1 protein-coding gene is annotated in these 519 nt (G+C 56.3%); it reads left to right on the top strand.

What is annotated here, in order from left to right; genetic code table 11:
• Positions 1 to 485: hypothetical protein (locus EII42_RS13610; RefSeq protein ID WP_233558405.1), on the top strand; the 485-nt coding region annotated here is incomplete at its 5' end.
• Positions 486 to 519: the final 34 nt, after the last annotated feature.

Below are 519 nucleotides of genomic sequence, written 5' to 3'. Positions count from 1 at the left end.
CCGACGACCCCAACTGGCAACAAGACAAACGCTGGGCCGGACACCCACCACCCACCATCGTCCCACCCATCTTCCACAACCACGTCAAAGAAAACTGGCCCATCCCAACCCTCACCAACTTCATCCCCTCAAAAGCCGGATTCCCCCGCACTTCCAGACTGGCCAGCAGCTGGATCTACGTCCACAAAGACGACCAAGACCCCACCACCCCACGCCCAAGAACCATCCACGTCAGCGTGGACTACTACCACGACTTATACAAAACAAAGACCAGGAATTTCGTCAACCCCAAAGCCGTAGGAAACGCCTACTGCGGCCTTCGAGGAGAATTCAAAGTGGAAACTTGCGTTCTGGTGGCTCAGGACTGCATCATCGATTTCGCTTTGATCGGGCCCTGGGAAGGCGACGTGAACGCCCAAATGGAGCAACTCATGCTCGAACTAGCCGCAGAACTACGCAAACAATTCGGCACCGATGACCAATAACACCCCCTGGTACACCACCGCCGCCATACTCGCG

The organism is Tessaracoccus sp. OH4464_COT-324 (genome assembly GCF_003932855.1).
Taxonomy (GTDB): Bacteria; Actinomycetota; Actinomycetes; order Propionibacteriales; family Propionibacteriaceae; genus Arachnia.
This window is presented reverse-complemented; position numbering and strand designations above follow the sequence as displayed.